Annotated in this window: 15 protein-coding genes; 6 read left to right on the forward strand and 9 right to left on the reverse strand. The window is 60.3% G+C overall.

What is annotated here, in order from left to right:
• Window positions 1–65 precede the first annotated feature (65 nt).
• From HH213_RS02480 to HH213_RS02510, 7 genes are all read right to left on the reverse strand, one after another.
• Window positions 66–725 carry a hypothetical protein gene (locus tag HH213_RS02480; RefSeq protein ID WP_169110561.1) on the reverse strand — a complete coding sequence of 220 codons (660 nt, stop codon included), beginning with the start codon at window positions 723–725 and terminating at the stop codon, window positions 66–68.
• Between the two features lie 17 nt (window positions 726–742).
• On the reverse strand, window positions 743–1840 hold the full coding sequence (gene zapE / locus HH213_RS02485) for a cell division protein ZapE (RefSeq protein WP_110849088.1): 1098 nt from the start codon (window positions 1838–1840) through the stop codon (window positions 743–745).
• Between the two features lie 69 nt (window positions 1841–1909).
• Window positions 1910–3340 carry a dihydrolipoyl dehydrogenase gene (gene lpdA, locus HH213_RS02490; protein WP_110849089.1) on the reverse strand — a complete coding sequence of 477 codons (1431 nt, stop codon included), beginning with the start codon at window positions 3338–3340 and terminating at the stop codon, window positions 1910–1912.
• 3 nt (window positions 3341–3343) lie between these two features.
• Window positions 3344–3673, reverse strand: coding sequence for a PspC domain-containing protein (locus HH213_RS02495; protein WP_110849090.1), 330 nt, complete (start codon window positions 3671–3673; stop codon window positions 3344–3346).
• Window positions 3674–3760: 87 nt separating this feature from the next.
• A complete protein-coding gene (odhB, locus tag HH213_RS02500) occupies window positions 3761–5017 on the reverse strand; it encodes a 2-oxoglutarate dehydrogenase complex dihydrolipoyllysine-residue succinyltransferase (RefSeq protein WP_169110563.1) in 1257 nt (418 codons plus the stop codon).
• A gap of 75 nt (window positions 5018–5092) precedes the next feature.
• A complete protein-coding gene (locus HH213_RS02505) occupies window positions 5093–7948 on the reverse strand; it encodes a 2-oxoglutarate dehydrogenase E1 component (protein WP_110849092.1) in 2856 nt (951 codons plus the stop codon).
• Between the two features lie 214 nt (window positions 7949–8162).
• Window positions 8163–9080: a LysR family transcriptional regulator gene (locus HH213_RS02510; protein ID WP_169110565.1), complete on the reverse strand. Its 918-nt coding sequence runs from the start codon at window positions 9078–9080 to the stop codon at window positions 8163–8165.
• A gap of 100 nt (window positions 9081–9180) precedes the next feature.
• Between HH213_RS02510 and HH213_RS02515 the strand changes: the two genes are divergently transcribed.
• The 3 genes from HH213_RS02515 (at window position 9181) to HH213_RS02525 (ending at window position 11775) form a co-directional block, all read left to right on the forward strand.
• Window positions 9181–10014 (forward strand): MBL fold metallo-hydrolase, encoded by an 834-nt coding sequence (locus HH213_RS02515; RefSeq protein WP_169110567.1) that lies wholly within the window; start codon window positions 9181–9183, stop codon window positions 10012–10014.
• Window positions 10015–10089: 75 nt separating this feature from the next.
• Window positions 10090–11379 carry a leucine-rich repeat-containing protein kinase family protein gene (locus tag HH213_RS02520; RefSeq protein ID WP_169110569.1) on the forward strand — a complete coding sequence of 430 codons (1290 nt, stop codon included), beginning with the start codon at window positions 10090–10092 and terminating at the stop codon, window positions 11377–11379.
• 18 nt (window positions 11380–11397) lie between these two features.
• The gene (locus HH213_RS02525; RefSeq protein ID WP_110849096.1) at window positions 11398–11775 is read left to right on the forward strand and encodes a BlaI/MecI/CopY family transcriptional regulator; all 378 of its coding nucleotides are present in this window, start codon (window positions 11398–11400) and stop codon (window positions 11773–11775) included.
• Window positions 11776–11785: 10 nt separating this feature from the next.
• Here the strand turns inward: HH213_RS02525 and HH213_RS02530 are convergent, their stop codons facing one another.
• A complete protein-coding gene (locus HH213_RS02530) occupies window positions 11786–13033 on the reverse strand; it encodes a hypothetical protein (RefSeq protein ID WP_110849097.1) in 1248 nt (415 codons plus the stop codon).
• Window positions 13034–13245: 212 nt separating this feature from the next.
• On the opposite strand from HH213_RS02530, the gene HH213_RS02535 reads away from it, so the two are divergent.
• From HH213_RS02535 to HH213_RS02545, 3 genes are read left to right on the forward strand one after another with little or no spacing between them, the layout of a single operon-like run.
• Window positions 13246–13602 (forward strand): hypothetical protein, encoded by a 357-nt coding sequence (locus tag HH213_RS02535; protein ID WP_229263258.1) that lies wholly within the window; start codon window positions 13246–13248, stop codon window positions 13600–13602.
• A 33-nt stretch (window positions 13603–13635) separates the two neighbouring features.
• The gene (locus HH213_RS02540; protein WP_169110571.1) at window positions 13636–13974 is read left to right on the forward strand and encodes a PilZ domain-containing protein; all 339 of its coding nucleotides are present in this window, start codon (window positions 13636–13638) and stop codon (window positions 13972–13974) included.
• Between the two features lie 5 nt (window positions 13975–13979).
• The gene (locus tag HH213_RS02545; RefSeq protein WP_169110573.1) at window positions 13980–14966 is read left to right on the forward strand and encodes an alpha/beta hydrolase; all 987 of its coding nucleotides are present in this window, start codon (window positions 13980–13982) and stop codon (window positions 14964–14966) included.
• A 72-nt stretch (window positions 14967–15038) separates the two neighbouring features.
• Here the strand turns inward: HH213_RS02545 and gltA are convergent, their stop codons facing one another.
• Window positions 15039–16340 carry a citrate synthase gene (gltA, locus tag HH213_RS02550; protein ID WP_169110575.1) on the reverse strand — a complete coding sequence of 434 codons (1302 nt, stop codon included), beginning with the start codon at window positions 16338–16340 and terminating at the stop codon, window positions 15039–15041.
• Window positions 16341–16366: the final 26 nt, after the last annotated feature.

Below are 16366 nucleotides of genomic sequence, written 5' to 3' on the forward strand. Positions count from 1 at the left end.
AATCCATACACAACCGGCAAAATCCAACTCGGCATGGGTTCCCGCGCAAACGACGGGTGTCGCCGCTACTTGGCCGACGCAGCCGCCGACGCTGCAGCCGCCTTGTTCTTGTCCGCCTCAGCACGCGCGGCGGCCTGTTTGGCCTTCTCTTCGTTTTCCGCTTTCTTGCGCGCGACTTCCTTCTGACGGCGCTCCGACTCGGCCTGCTTGCGCTCGAAGGCAGCCACATTGGCGCTCCGCTTGCCCGCGTTGGCGGCGTCCTCGGCCTGCTGGCGTTTCAGCTTGGCCGCATGTTCGGCCTCGCGCTCCGCCAGACGGGGGCCGGACGATGGTTTCGCCGCTTCGTGCTCTTCCTTCGGGGCTTTCGGCGGCTGGGCGGAACGCAGCATCGCTTCGTCGGCGTCCTTGCGGGCACGGTCGGCCAGGTCGGCGTCGCGCTTGGCGACCGAGTCGGCTCGCTTGAAGTGCTCGGCGTCGACTTCGCGCACGCGTACCTCGGCCAGCGCCGCGCGGCGTTTTTCCTTGGCCTTGTCCATGCAGTTGGTAACGAAGAAGCGGGCCGAGCATTCGCGCTCGCTGGCGGCGAATTCGTCGGTGATGGCGGCGCGGTCCTGTGCCACTTTCACCAGCGCGGCATTGGCCTGCTCCACGGTCTGAACGTTCTGGGCCACGGCGGCCGACATCGTCGCCGCCAGCATGGCCATCATGGTAATCAGTGCTTTCATATTCTAAATCCTGTGACTTACGACAGCGATGCGGCCGCAGCGCGCTGTTCGCGGTCCATGTATTCGCGCGACTGCATCTCGACGATGCGCGACACGGTGCGATGGAATTCGTTGGCCATGGCGCCGTTGGTGTACAGCTCTTCCGGCTCCACTTCCGCCGACATCAGCAGCTTGACGCCCTGGTCGTAGAACACGTCGATCAGCCAGGTGAAACGGCGTGCTTCGGACGACATGGACGCCGACATCATCGGCACCCCTGACAATATCACGGTATGGAAACGGCTGGCGATTTCCAGGTAATCATTCTGCGAACGCGGGCCGCCGCACAGCGTGTTGAAGTCGAACCAGATGATGGTGCCGGCGCGGCGCAGCGCGCGGATTTCGCGCGCCTCGATGCGGATCACCGGATCTTCGTCGGCGGTTTCGGCCACGCTGGCGTAGGCGTCGCGCAGCGCCTTGTCGGTCTGCGCGTTGAGCGGCGTGTAATACGCCTCGACCTGCTCCAGCGCGCGGCCGCGATAGTCGATGCCGGCGTCGATGTTCATCACGTCCAGCTTTTCGTACAGCAGCGCGATGGTCGGCAAAATGCGGTCGCGATGCAGGCCATCCGGATACAGCAGCTCCGGATCGTAATTCGAGGTCATGATGAAGGACACGCCGTTGTCGAACAGCGCCTTCAGCAGGTTGTACATGATCATGGCGTCGGCCACGTCCGAGATGTGGAACTCGTCGAAGCAGATCAGCCGGTATTTCTTGGCGATGCGCTTGGCCACTTCGTCCAGCGGATCGGCCACGCCCCGCAGTTCGTCCAATTGACGGTGCACGTCGCGCATGAATTCGTGGAAGTGCAAACGCGTCTTGCGCACCAGCGGCACCACCGAGTAGAAGCTGTCCATCAAGAACGACTTGCCACGTCCCACTCCGCCCCACATGTACACGCCTTTCGGCACGGCCGGGCGATTGATCAGGCGCTTGAAGGTGCTGGAACGCTGCCCCTTGTAGGCCACCCACTCGTCATAGCATTGCTGCAGACGGGTGATCGCGCGCTGTTGTGCCTCATCGGCCTTGTAGTCGCGCTGGGCCAGCGCGTGGTGGTAGTACTCTTCGACGTTCATGGTTTCAATCTGCGCAAATAAAAACGGCGGGCCATGGTGGCCCGCCCTGCTAGCTACAACAAATCCAGCTTAGAAGTTCAGCGTACGCTTGTCGATCGCCAGTGCCGCCTCTTTGGTGGCTTCCGACAGCGATGGGTGAGCGTGGCAGATGCGCGCGATGTCTTCAGCCGAAGCCTTGAACTCCATCGCGACAACGGCTTCCGAGATCAGTTCCGACGCCATTGGGCCGATGATGTGCACGCCCAGGATTTCGTCGGTGTTGGCATCGGCCAGGAACTTGACCATACCGGCGGTGTCGCCCAGCGCGCGTGCGCGGCCGTTCGCCAGGAATGGGAAGGTGCCGGCTTTGTATGCCACGCCTTCGGCCTTCAGCGTCTGTTCGGTTTTGCCGACCCAGGCGATTTCCGGCGAGGTGTAGATCACCCAAGGAATGGTGTTGAAGTTGGTGTGACCGTGCTGGCCGGCGATACGCTCGGCCACGGCAACGCCCTCTTCTTCCGCTTTGTGCGCCAGCATCGGGCCACGTACCACGTCGCCGATTGCCCACACGCCTGGCAGGTTGGTTTTGCAGTCGCCGTCGACGGCCACGAAACCGCGCTCGTCCAGCGCCAGACCGACTTTGTCAGCAGCCAGGCCGTCGGTATTCGGGGTACGGCCGATCGAGACGATCAGCTTGTCGAACACGGCGGTGTTGGCTTCGCCCTTGGCGTTGTCGAATTCAACGGTGACGTTGTTGTCGCCCTTGGTGACCTTGTTGATCTTGACGCCCAGGTTGATCTTCAGGCCCTGCTTGGTGAACAGCTTGTTGGCTTCCTTGGCGATCTGCTCGTCCACGGCGCCCAGGAAGGTCGGCAGACCTTCCAGCACGGTCACTTCAGCACCCAGACGACGCCATACCGAACCCATTTCCAGGCCGATCACGCCGGCGCCGATCACGCCCAGCTGCTTCGGCACGTCGCCGATGGTCAGCGCGCCGGTGTTCGACAGGATCAGTTGTTCGTCGAACTCCGCGCCTGGCAGCGCACGGGCGTTGGAACCGGTGGCCACGATGACTTGCTTGGCGTTGATGGTCTCGTTGGCAGGCGCCGAGATCGTCAGCGGGTAGCCGTCAGCGGTGGCGGCGCCAGCGAACGCAGCGCGGCCGTGGAAGAAGGTGACTTTGTTTTTCTTGAACAGGAACAGGATGCCGTCGTTGTTTTGCTTGACGACGTTATCCTTGCGCTTGATCATTTGCGGCAGGTTCAGCGACAGGCCGGCGACATCGATGCCGTGCTCCTTGAACGCATGACCGGCGTGCTCGTAGTGTTCCGACGATTGCAGCAGCGCTTTCGACGGGATGCAGCCAACGTTGGTGCAGGTGCCGCCTGGCGCCGGGCCACCTTTTTCATTTTCCCACGCGTCCACGCAAGCAACCGAGAAACCCAGCTGGGCAGCACGAATCGCGGCGATGTAACCGCCAGGACCGGCGCCGATAACTACTACGTCAAATTGTTTACTCATTTTTTAATTTCCAATCAGTTCGTCTTCTGGAACGAAGATCCAAAGCAGAATGTAGATGGCGAGACCGAAACCAAAGGTGCAGACGAACAGCACAAACAGCAAGCGCCAGATCCACGACTCGACGCCGCTGACGCGCGCCAGGCCGCCACAGACGCCACCGAGCCAGCGGTCGGTGTGCGAGCGGCGCAGGCGCCACAGATCGGCGTCGCCGCCGAGGCCCGGTGTGGGACCGCTGTTCAGCAGCCGGGCCTTGGCGGCCGCGAACTCTTCGTCCGACAGCGCGCCCGCCTGGTGCAGTTCATGCAAACGTTTGATTTCTTCCGCAACGCTCATTCATGATCCTCCTAGTTAACCCCTGCAAGCCTGGGGTCTGACCCCGTACGGGGTCAGACCCCGGTCTACCGGGGTCGCCGGTACTTATTACAGGTCCAGCAGCAGACGTGCAGGATCTTCCAGCGCTTCCTTCATGGCCACCAGACCCAGTACGGCTTCGCGGCCGTCGATGATGCGGTGGTCGTAGGACATTGCCAGGTAGTTCATTGGACGAATCACGATCTGGCCGTTTTCCACCACAGCGCGGTCTTTGGTCGCGTGCACGCCCAGGATCGCCGATTGCGGTGGGTTGATGATCGGGGTCGACAGCATCGAACCGAAGGTGCCGCCGTTCGAGATCGAGAAGGTGCCGCCGGTCAGGTCGTCCAGGGTCAGCTTACCGTCTTTGGCTTTGGCGCCGAATTCGCCGATTTTCTTTTCGATTTCAGCGATCGACATCTGGTCGGCGTTGCGCAGGATCGGCACCACCAGGCCACGTGGCGAACCGACAGCGATACCGATGTCGAAGTAGCCGTGGTAGACGATGTCGTTGCCATCCACCGAAGCGTTGATGATTGGGTATTTCTTCAGCGCGGCCACAGCGGCTTTAACGAAGAACGACATGAAGCCCAGCTTGACGCCGTGCTCTTTTTCGAACTTGTCTTTGTACTTGTTGCGCAGTTCCATCACTGGCGCCATGTTCACTTCATTGAACGTGGTCAGGATGGCGTTGGTCGATTGCGACTGGATCAGTCGCTCGGCGATACGGGCGCGCAGGCGGCTCATCGGCACGCGCTCTTCAGGACGGTCGCCCAGGTTGGCGGCGGCTGGTGCGGCCACTTGTGCCAGTGCTGGCTTGGCGGCTGGTGCGGCCAGTGGTGCAACGGCTGGCGCTTTGGCGCCGGCGGCCAGGGCGTCGCCCTTGGTCACGCGGCCGTCTTTGCCCGAACCGGCGACATCGCCAGCGCTCAGGCCTTTTTCCGACAGGATCTTGGCGGCGGCTGGCATCGCCACGTCGCCTTTCGAACCACCGGTGGCTGCGGCTGGGGCAGCGGCTGGTGCAGCAGCGGCGGCTGGAGCGGCGGCAGCCGGGGCAGCGGCTGGCGCAACGGCGGCGGCGGTGCCTTCAGTATCGATGATGGCGATCAATTCGTCAGCCACTACGGTGCTGCCGTCGCCCTTGATGATTTCCACCAGGACGCCAGCGGCCGGTGCTGGCAGTTCCAGAACCACTTTATCGGTTTCGATGTCGATCAGGTTTTCGTCGCGGGTGATGGTGTCACCGATTTTTTTATGCCACGTCAGCATGGTTGCTTCTGCGACCGATTCCGACAGCTGAGGAACTTTGACTTCGATTTTTGCCATTTGAAAAACTCCGTTATTTGTTTTTGCGGCGCCGCCCCGCGTAGCAGGACGGCGCTCCGTTCAATAAATTAAAACTTATTTCGTCAGAATGAAGCCTTTGAGCTTCGAGAAAGCGGTTTCCAGCAGCTCTTTCTGTTGAGCGTAGTGCTTGTCGTAGTAACCGACCGCTGGCGATGCGGAAGCTGGGCGGCCGGCATACGCCAGACGCTGGCCCGACTCCAGGCTCTCGAAGATGTTGTGCTGAATCTGGAACCATGGGCCCTGATTCTGCGGCTCATCCTGCGCCCACACCACTTCGGTCGCCGCTGGGAACTTTTTCAGTTCGGCAGCGAAGGCCTTGTGCGGGAACGGATACAGCTGTTCGATACGCACGATGGCGGTATCGCTCTGGCCGCGGGTTTTGCGCGCGTTGACCAGGTCGTAGTAGACCTTGCCCGAGCAGGCGATCACGCGTTTGACTTTCTTGGCGTCGATGCTCTCGTCGACTTCGCCGATCACGGTCTGGAACGCGCCTTTGGCCAGTTCCGACAGTGGCGAACCTGCATCCTTGTTACGCAGCAGCGATTTCGGCGTCATGACTACCAGCGGCTTGCGGAACTGACGCACCATCTGACGACGCAGCACGTGGAAGATCTGCGACGCGGTGGTCGGCTGTACCACTTGCATATTGTTGTCTGCGCACAGTTGCAGGAAACGCTCTGGACGTGCCGACGAGTGCTCTGGACCCTGGCCTTCGTAGCCGTGTGGCAGCAGCATCACCAGACCCGAAGCGCGGCCCCACTTCACTTCGCCGGAGCTGATGAACTGGTCGATCACCACCTGGGCGCCATTGACGAAGTCGCCGAACTGGGCTTCCCAGATGGTCAGCGTGTTTGGCTCGGCGGTCGAGTACCCGTATTCGAAGCCCAGCACTGCCTCTTCCGACAGCACCGAGTCGATCACGGTGAATGGCGCCTGGCCTTCAGCGACGTTTTGCAGCGGCACGTAGGTGCCGGCATCCCAACGTTCACGGTTCTGATCGTGCAGCACGGCGTGACGGTGGGTGAAGGTACCACGGCCGGCGTCCTGACCGGTCAGGCGGATGGCGTAGCCCGACGATACCAGCGACGCGAAGCCCAGGTGTTCGCCCATGCCCCAGTCCAGGTTCAGTTCGCCACGGCCCATGGCAGCGCGGTCGCCCAGTACCTTCTCGACCAGCGAGTGGACCTTGAAGCCTTCCGGCACGGTAGTGATGCGCGCGGCCAGACGTTTCAGTTCGGTCAGCGGCACGGCGGTGTCGGCAGCGTCGGTCCATTTCTTGTTCAGGAACGGCAGCCAGTCGACCGCGTACTTGTTCTTGAAGTTGGAGATGACTGGATCGACGGTGTGTTTGCCGGCGTCCATGGCGTCGCGGAAAGCGGCTTGCAGCTGTTCGCCGCCATCGGCCGCGATCACGGTCTGGGCAACCAGTTTGTCCGCGTACAGCTTGCGGGTGCCTGGGTGCTGGCCGATTTTCTTGTACATCAGCGGCTGGGTCAGCGCTGGGGTGTCCTGCTCGTTGTGGCCCAGTTTGCGGAAGCAGATGATGTCGACCACGATGTCCTTGCCGAACTCAGTGCGGTAGTCCATCGCGATTTGCGATGCCAGCACGGTGGCTTCAGGATCATCGGCGTTGACGTGCAGCACCGGTGCTTCGATCATTTTGACCACGTCCGAGCAGTAGATGGTCGAACGGGCGTCGCGCGGATCGGAGGTGGTGAAACCGATCTGGTTGTTGATGACGATGTGCACGGTACCGCCGGTGCCATAGCCACGGGTTTGCGCCAGATTCAGCGTTTCCATGACCACGCCCTGGCCGGCGAATGCGGCGTCGCCGTGTACCAGGATCGGCAGCACTTGTTTGCCGCCGTGGTCGCCGCGGCGATCCATACGGGCTTTGACCGAACCTTCAACGACTGGGTTGACGATTTCCAGGTGCGACGGGTTGAACGCCAGCGACAGGTGGACCGGACCGCCAACGGTCGAGATGTCCGACGAGAAGCCCTGGTGGTATTTGACGTCACCGGCCGGCAGGTCGTCGCCGTGCTTGCCTTCGAATTCTTCGAACAGGTCTTTCGGCGCTTTGCCCAGGGTGTTGACCAGTACGTTCAGACGGCCGCGGTGGGCCATGCCGATCACGATCTCTTGCACGCCCTTTTCACCGGCGCGCTGGATGATCTCGTCGATCGACGCGATGAAGGTTTCGCCGCCTTCCAGCGAGAAACGCTTCTGGCCGACGTATTTGGTGTGGAGGTAACGTTCCAGGCCTTCGGCCGCCGTCAGACGCTCCAGAATGTGTTTTTTCTTTTCCGGGGTGAAGTTCGGGGTCGAGCGGATCGACTCCAGACGTTCTTGCAGCCAGCGCTTTTCGGCCGGGTCGGAAATGTACATGTACTCTGCACCGATCGAACGGGTGTAGGTATCACGCAGGAAATTGAGCAGGTCGCGAAGGGTCGCGGTCTCTGGCCCGAAGTAAGTATTGCTGACGTTGAACACGGTGTCCATGTCGGCATCGGTGAAGCCGTAGAAGCTTGGCTCCAGCTCAGGGATGCTTGGACGTTCCTGGCGTTGCAGCGGATCCAGGTTGGCCCAGCGCGAACCCAGATAGCGGTAAGCAGCGATCAGCTGGGTCACGGCGACGCGTTTGCGGCCCATTTCGGCATCGGCCGAGGCGGTAACGGTGCGGATTGGACCAGCTTTGGCGCGCTCGGCGAAGGAGGCGATCACGGAGGCGTGGGCGACGTCCGGTTTGTTGGAACCATCGACAGCCGGCACGTGTTGCATGGCGTCGAAATAGGAGCGCCAGTTATCTGGCACCGAGCCTGGGTTGTTCAGATACGCTTCGTACAGTTCTTCAACGTACGGGGCGTTCCCACCAAACAGGTAGGAGTTGGACGTATATTGTTGCATCATTCTTGCTCACCTTTCTTCGCGTTTCGCGAGGAATTAGCGGGTTGGTCTAACCTTCCGCGACACGGCCTGACCGGTTAGCGGATTGCACATCAAGTTGTGGGGGAAGGGCTTTTGTTCGGGTCTTACCTAAAACGGGTCCTTCAGCATAGCACCGGTATTGTATCCCAACAACCATATGTGCGGAAAAATACCGATGAAACTTGCAGCATTAATGCTAACTTAAGCCGCGCCGATGCTGGCTCTGCCGCTCGCTGCCAAACCACGTTAACAATAAGTCCAGCATGGCGCGCAAGGCCGGCGACATGTACTGGCGCGAAGTGTAAATGCCATAGATTCCCATACTTAAGGGAGTGTATCCAGGAAGCAACGCCACCAGCTTGCCTGCGCGGATCAGCGGGCCGGCGCTGTACAGCGGCTGCAGCGCAATGCCGCCGCCCTGCTCCGCCGCCTTCAGCACGATGAAGTCCTCGTTGGCCGACAGATTGCCGCTGACCGGCACCGACAGCGCCGCGCCGTCGGCATCGGTAAATTGCCACAGGCTTTTGCCAAAATAGGTGTACGTCAGGCAGTTGTGAGCGGCCAGGTCTTGCGGCAGCTGCGGTGTGCCATGCTGATCCAGATACGATGGTGCGGCGCACACCACCGAATCGCACACGCCCAGCTGGCGCGCGACCAGGTTGGGCTCCAGCGTGTTGGTGACGCGCAGCGCCAGGTCGATGCGCTCCTCGATCAGGTTGACGGCGCGGTTGCTCATCTGCAGGTCGACCGCGGTGCGCGGGTAGCGCTTCAGATATTCGCTGATGGCGCCCAGCAGCTCCGCCTGCGCCAGCGCCTGCGAACAGGTGATGCGCAGCAGGCCGCCGGGGGTGTCGGCATCGACGCCAGCGGACACCGCCATGTCGTCCGCCAGTTCCAGCATGCGGCGGCAACGCGCCAGCGTCAGGTCGCCGGCGTCGGTCAGGCTCAGGCGGCGGGTGCTCCGGTGCAGCAGACGGGCGCCGGCCCACTCTTCCATCTCGGCCAGATAGCGGGTGACCATGGCTCGCGACATATCCAATGCGTCGGCTGCGGCGATCATGCTGCCGCGCTCGGCAATGCTGACAAACACGCGGGCGGCAGTGATGCGATCCATGATTCGTCCGATATATGCAATTAACAAAGCCAGATTACCGTATTTTTCTATCGGTTTGAGAAATTTAAGATGGCGGCATTCTTACTTTTCTGGAGTGACCATGTTCAAACAAGCCCTGCTGACCGCCGCCCTCGCCACCGCCATCAGCGCCCAAGCGGCGCCGCTGAAGCTGGAAGTGTTCAATCCTGGCGAAGCCGCCATCTTCCCGGTGGCCTCGGTGCTGGTGACCGGCGACAAGGATGCGGTGCTGCTCGACACCCAGTTCTCGCGCGCAGAGGCGGTGAAACTGGCCGATAAGATCAAGGCGAGCGGCAAGCACCTGACCACCATCTATATCAGCCACGACGACCCGGACTACTACTTCGGCCTGGACGTCATCCACGCCGCCTTCCCGGACGCCAAATTGGTCGCGCTGCCGCACGTTATCGCCGGCATTCAGGCCAAGAAGGACGCCAAGGTCGCCTACTGGGGTCCAATCCTGAAGGACAACGCGCCGAAGGAAGTAATCGTGCCGCAGCCACTGAAAGGCGACCTGACGCTGGAAGGCCAAACACTGAAGATCGAACAGCACTACGTCTGGATTCCGTCGATCAAGGCGGTGGTGGGCGGCGTGGCGGTGTTCAACGGCCTGCACGTGTGGACCGCCGACTCGCAAACGCCAGCCTCGCGCAAGCAATGGCTGGCAACGCTGGACAGCATCGCCGCCTTGAAGCCGGCGACCGTGGTGCCGGGCCACTTTGCGCCGGGCCTGCCGCTGACGCCGGAGTCGGTCAGCTACACCCGCAATTACCTGGTTAAGTTTGAAGCGGAAACCGCCAAGGCCGCCAACTCGGCGGCGCTGATCGCCCGCATGAAAGCGCTGTACCCGAGCGCCGGACTGGAAAGCGCGCTCGACATCAGCGCCAAGGTGGCCAAGGGCGAAATGAAGTGGTAAGCCCGAGGGGCTAAGCGGCCGCCAACGATGACGGTGAAGTGATACACTGCGCCGTCGTCTTTACCGTCCCCTCTCATGCACACTCTGCAGCAGTTGCGCAGCGGCGCGCTGGCCGGCGTCCAACGCCTGTCGATGCGCTGCGGCCTCACCGAATTCCCGCGCGAAATCTTTGCGCTGGCCGACACGCTGGAAATCCTCGATCTGACCGGCAATGCCCTGTCGTCGCTGCCGGACGATCTGCACCGGCTGCACAAGCTGCGCATCCTGTTCTGCTCGGACAATCAATTTACCGAACTGCCGGCGGCCGTAGGCGGCTGCGCGGCACTCACCATGGTCGGCTTCAAGGCTAACCAGATCCGCGATGTGCCCGCTGCCGCGCTGCCACCGCAACTGCGCTGGCTGGTACTCACCGATAACCAGATCGAGGAATTGCCGGCCGCGCTGGGCGAACGTCCGCAGTTGCAGAAGCTGATGCTGGCCGGGAACCGCCTGCGCGCCCTGCCCGACTCCATGGCGCAGCTGCACAAACTGGAACTGCTGCGCATCGCCAGCAACCAGCTGAGCGCGCTGCCGGACTGGCTGCTATCGCTACCGCGCCTGACATGGCTGGCTTATGCCGGCAATCCCTTCAGCGAGCAGCATGAAGACGCGCTGGTCCACACACCATCGGCCGCGATTGACTGGTCCATGCTGACGCTGCGCGACAAGCTGGGCGAAGGCGCATCCGGCGTCATCTACCGCGCCGACTGGCAACGTAGTGCTGACGCCGCCGAACCGGTCGCCGTCAAACTCTTCAAAGGCGCCATGACCAGCGACGGCTCGCCGCTAAGCGAAATGGCAGCCTGCCTCGGCGCCGGCGGCCATCCCAACCTGATTCCCATCCTTGGCCATGTTGAAGGGCATCCCGACGGCGCCCACGGCCTGGTGATGTCGCTGATCTCGCCGGCCTTCCACAACCTGGCTGGGCCGCCGAGCCTGGATAGCTGCACCCGCGACATCTACGCCGATGATAAACGCTTCGAGCTGGCCGCCGCCTTGCGCATCGCCCGTGGCATCGCCTCCGCCGCCGCGCAATTGCACGCGCACGGCATCCTGCACGGCGACCTGTATGGCCACAACATCCTGCACGACGAGCACGGGAACACCCTGCTGGGCGACTTTGGCGCTGCCTCGTTCTATGACCCGGCCGGCCCGCAAGCCGCCGCACTGCAAACGCTGGAAGTACGCGCCTTCGGCAACCTGCTGGAAGAACTGCTGGACCGCAGCGACAGTGCGCCAGCGGCGTTGCGTGAATTGCAAGCCGCCTGCCAGCAAGGCCTGCCGCACTTCAACGACATCAAAGAACAGCTAGACAATCCGTTCTAGATATTTTATTCTACATCCATGAGTACCAATCTGCCCAAACCGACCGCTGCCGAACTGGAGATGCTACGCCTGCTGTTCGCGCTCGGCCCCGCCACGGCGCGGCAAGTGCACGAAGCCGCGCTGGAAACGCGTCCGGAGACGAGCTACGCCAACGTGCTGCGCGTGCTGCAAGTGATGCACACCAAAGGCCTGCTGAACCGCGACGAAAGCCAGCGCGCCCACGTCTACTCGCCGGTGCAGGAGCAGGACTCGGTCCAGACCAATCTGCTGAAAGACCTGATCCAGAAAGCTTTCGCCGGCTCCGGCAAAGCGCTGGTCCTGGCCGCCCTGCGCGGTGGCCACGTCAGCAAAAAAGAACGCGAAGAAATCCAGGCCTTGCTGGACCAGGAAAAGTAGCCGTATCTGCTCACTTCTTTGCATCACTACGCCTTAATGACTGAGCTAAAAAATCCCTGCTGCCCACAGCCAACCGGCGCATAAACGGCTTCTCGGGCCAGTCATTATTTGAGCGCGCTGACAACAGCGCATAACGGCGTGGGAAAATCTCAGACCAAATAAATGCACCAGCATTGGTTTTAGCTGAGATCAATTCCTGTTGCCGGACAAGGTTAATCTCATCTCCTTTCTCTCCCCAGAAAAACAAACCGGGTATCGCCTTCTCCTGCATCACATCGAGCGGCGACAAGGCATCCAGAAAATACTGCTTGTTTATCCTGGCCGCTATTGAAGGGATGAAAACACCGTGCACTGCACGGTTCCCCCCAATACCGTCTTCATCCTCACTCTGTATAAATCGCTCAAGTGCTCCTGCGTACCACTCTTCGAAATAACGCTCAAATTCCGGGTGCGTTTGAGGCGTCCATTTGCCATCACTGCTTAGCCAATCATCGATTGCAATAAAATTGCCGATTCCAGCTTGGTATCCTTTCTCGATCTCATCATTTGTCACTACTTGGTCATGATTGGCATCGAATAAAGGAAGAATGCCTATCGGCCTTTCAACTATGCGCCAACGCATCGTCGCCTTAGGACTTTCACCGGACGCGCCTAAGGCAATCAATGCAGAGATCTTGATATTCTGCCTTTCAGCAATGGCGGCGGCATGCACAATCCCTTCACGAATGCCAAGCAAGGCGAGTTGCTTGCTTTTGGGCGCTAAATTCTGAACGTGATTCAGAACTCTCTCAATACTTGCCACCAATTTGGGGCCAGCCAAAGAAGCATAAATGTCGGTATTCACGCAGTATTGCTGCATCTTCTCCTCATCGAAGGCCTGGGTTGATACGACCTGCCGACACATTTCTTGTGGTGTGGCGACGCCAGGATTATCGAAGCGCACGACAGCCATGCCTTCTTGGACAAATACTTGCGACAACTCTTCCAGAACCGAACGCTCGTTAAAAGCAGAGTCCAGATCTTTGAGCTGCCATCCATCTCGGTTAATAGGCTCGCCGGGATTAATCAAAACGACAATTGGCCCACTCCAGTCGGCCAAATTCGCCCCCGCCCAATCCACTTGACCATTGATAGCGTAAGTTGCGGATGTAACTGGCAATGAAAACAACGTGTTTTTTTGCGCTAGCGCTGGTGCAGCACAATTCATCGACAAAAACACTATCGCCAACATCCACTTGCCAGATAGGGAAATTTTCATCAGAGCTCCTCATTCAATCGATGCGTAGGTTGAAAGAACAAGGCAATTTTGCTTAACTTAAGCTTTTCCCGTATTGCACGAACGCAAGATCTTTTCAACACCTGAATCACGCAGACAAAGCCCAGCTACAATGGTGCCCTTGTCCACCTAATTTGAATAATGAACTCACATTTGTCGTCGTGGCCGCTCGCGCCCATCCCATCCTTGCCGTAATGCTGGCAGTTGCGATTTGCGCGGTGCCGGTGGTGCTGCCCCACTTCGATCTGGCCAACCTGCCGGCCAATCTGTTTGCGTATGTGTTCTGCTGCGTGCTGATCTATCCGGTGGCGGCGCTGCTGCGCCATCGCATCACCAGCCTGCCGGCCATCTGGGGCATCGCTGCGCTATTCCTGCTGGCGGCCTGCTTCTATCACACCAACATCATCGCCGAGACCGCCAACACCGCCTGGCCGCAGCGGCGCGACGTCACGCTCGACAAATTCCTGTTCAACTTGCCGCAAGTGACGCTGGGAGTGTTGTGTTGGTGGTTATTGGTGCTACGTCCTGACCGCCGCAATGGAAGAGTGTGATAATCTTTCCATAATCAAACTTCCAGTAGCATCATGACGCAGAAAGCCCGCACAGCCCGACGCCAGACGGTCCGCCAGCCGGCCACGCTGACCATGACCGACGAGACCCGTCATACCGTCCAGACGCTGGACCTGTCACATGGCGGCATCAGCCTGCAAACCGACAGCCAGCTGCGTCTGGCGCAATACTGCGCGGTGTCCTTCAAGGTGCAGCTGGGCGACACCGACCACAACGTGCTGGCCATGGGCCAGATCGTCTACAGCGATCCCGACGCCGAACTGGGCTTCAAGACCGGCGTGCAATTTCTCCGCATCGACGACGATAGCCGCGCCATTTTCCACCAACTGCTGCAGGAAAATCAGAACACATGACTCAAATGAAGAAATTGGTTTGTGCGCTCCCTGTTATCCTGCCGCTGCTGGCACATGCTGCAGCACTCCCCACGACTGACGCTTTCGCCAAGCCGCATCAGCGCGTCGATATCGGCGGCCGCTACATCAACCTTTTCTGCGCCGGCACCGGCAGCACGACGGTGGTCTTCGATGGCCCGGCGGGCGATGCCGGCTGGGCATGGTTCAAGGTCCAGCCCGAGGTGGCCAGGCACACGCGCGCCTGCACCTACGACCGAGCCGGCTTCGGCTTCAGTGATCCTGCTCCCCGCCCAAATACCTCGGAAAACGCGGCAGAGGATCTGCACAAGGCCTTGTCGGTGGCAGGCATCAAGCCGCCGTATCTGTTGGTCGGCAATTCCTTAGGCGGCAGTAATGTGCAGGTGTACAGCTATCGCTACCCCGGCGAGGTGAAAGGACTTGTGCTGGTCGAGCCGCAGAGCGAAGACGAAACCACGCGCAGCAATAAGGCGTCACAAGGCTTCATCAACAAGATCTATGCGATGGTCAAGGAGCACGACCAGCAGTGTCTGGACGCTGCGAACAAAGGCATGAAACCCGGCAGCGATGCGGCAGACAGCTGCATCGGCGACCCGGCGCAATACTACGGGCCGGTGCTGGGCAAGCAGGTCAAGGCGGCGATGATGACCAAGTCCTACTGGCGCACGCGGGTCGACGAAGCCAACGCCTACGACACCAGCGACAACCAGTTGCGCGCCCTGCGCAAGCCGTTCGGCGACCTGCCGCTGGTCGTCTTGACGCGCGGCGTGAGTCCTTACATGGATCCGTCCAAGCCGCAAAGCGCCGTCAACAAGGCGATGGAAGACGAGAACGAGAAAATCCACAAAGAACTCGCCGCCTTGTCCAGCAAGGGCAAACAGCGCGTCGTGCCCGGCGCATCGCACGGCATCCAGGGCGACAAACCCGCCGCCGTCACCCAGGCGGTGGTCGAGGTGCTGGCGCAGATCAAGTAAGCAACACTCCCGACGTCAGACGAAAAAAAAACGGGCCGAAGCCCGTTTTTTATTGCGACGTCAATCCAAAGATTAACGCTTGTCCAGCGGTGGTACGTCGCGCACGGTGGCGCCGACGAACAGTTGACGTGGACGGCCGATTTTCTGTTCCGGATCGGCGATCATTTCGTTCCACTGGGCGATCCAGCCGATGGTGCGTGCCATCGCGAAGATGCCGGTGAACAGCGACACTGGAATGCCCAGCGCCGATTGCACGATGCCCGAGTAGAAGTCGACGTTCGGGTACAGCTTGCGCGACACGAAGTATTCGTCGTTCAGTGCAATCTTTTCCAGTTCCATCGCCAGCTTGAACAGTGGGTCGTCTTGCAGGCCCAGCTCTTCCAGCACTTCGTAGCAGGTTTCACGCATCAGCTTGGCGCGTGGGTCGAAGTTTTTGTAGACGCGGTGACCGAAGCCCATCAGCTTGACGCCGGAGTTCTTGTCTTTCACCTGAGCGATGAAGGCAGGAATGTTGTCGACCGAGCCGATTTCTTTCAGCATGTTCAGTGCCGCTTCGTTGGCGCCGCCGTGGGCAGGGCCCCACAGGCAGGCGATACCGGCAGCGATACAGGCGAACGGGTTGGCGCCCGACGAACCGGCCAGACGCACGGTCGAGGTCGAAGCATTCTGTTCGTGGTCAGCGTGCAGGATCAGGATACGGTCCAGCGCGCGCACCAGCACGTCGTTGACTTTGTATTCTTCGCACGGATTGCCGAACATCATGCGCATGAAGTTGGCCGAGTACGACAGGTCGTTGCGTGGGTACATGAAAGGCTGGCCCATCGAGTACTTGTACGCCATCGCCACCAGGGTTGGCATCTTGGCGATCAGACGGATGGCCGAGATTTCACGCTGTTCGGCGTCGTTGATGTCCAGCGAGTCGTGGTAGAACGACGCCAGCGCGCCGACGGTACCGACCAGCACCGACATCGGGTGCGCGTCGCGACGGAAGCCGCGGAAGAAGAATTGCATCTGCTCGTGCACCATGGTGTGCTTGGTCACGGTCTCAACGAATTGCTCTTTCTGCACCGCGTTCGGCAGCTCGCCGTTCAGCAGCAGGTAGCACGATTCCATGAAGTCGGCGTTCACAGCCAGCTGTTCGATCGGGTAGCCGCGGTATTGCAGTTCGCCCTTGTCGCCGTCGATGTAGGTGATCGACGAGTTGCACGACGCGGTCGACATGAAGCCTGGATCGTAGGTGAACTTGCCGGTGCCGGCGTACAGCTTGCGAATGTCGATCACGTCCGGACCAACGGTGCCTTTGTAAATCGGGAATTCGACCGATGGGCTGCCATCGGAGAACGAGAGAGTGGCTTTGTTATCAGAGATATTCATGGACTCTTCCTTCTTGGAGAGATGAT

It is taken from the genome of Duganella dendranthematis, assembly GCF_012849375.1.
GTDB lineage: Bacteria > Pseudomonadota > Gammaproteobacteria > Burkholderiales > Burkholderiaceae_D > Rugamonas > Rugamonas dendranthematis.